The 229-nt window shown below is 74.2% G+C and carries 1 pseudogene; it reads right to left on the reverse strand.

Features of this window, described 5'->3' with window-relative positions:
• Positions 1-229 (reverse strand): annotated as a pseudogene (locus IG08_RS55565) (hypothetical protein); the annotation flags it as partial.

Below are 229 nucleotides of genomic sequence, written 5' to 3' on the forward strand. Positions count from 1 at the left end.
CCCGGCGAGGCCGGCGACGACCTCGGCGACGGTGTACAGCGTCCCGGAGCCGGAGACCCGCTGCAGGAGGTAGACCGCCCAGGCGGTGCTGCCCGCGATCGCCGTCGGCAGTACCCAGGCCCACTTGGCGGCGGAGCCTTCGCGGTGGGCGCGGTAGAGCATGGTGGCGCCGATGCCGGTGAGGGCGGCGATGCCGGGGGCCATGGCGGTGACGTAGTAGGGGTGGAAG

Source organism: Streptomyces fulvoviolaceus (assembly GCF_000718165.1).
In the GTDB taxonomy this organism is placed as follows: Bacteria; Actinomycetota; Actinomycetes; order Streptomycetales; family Streptomycetaceae; genus Streptomyces; species Streptomyces fulvoviolaceus.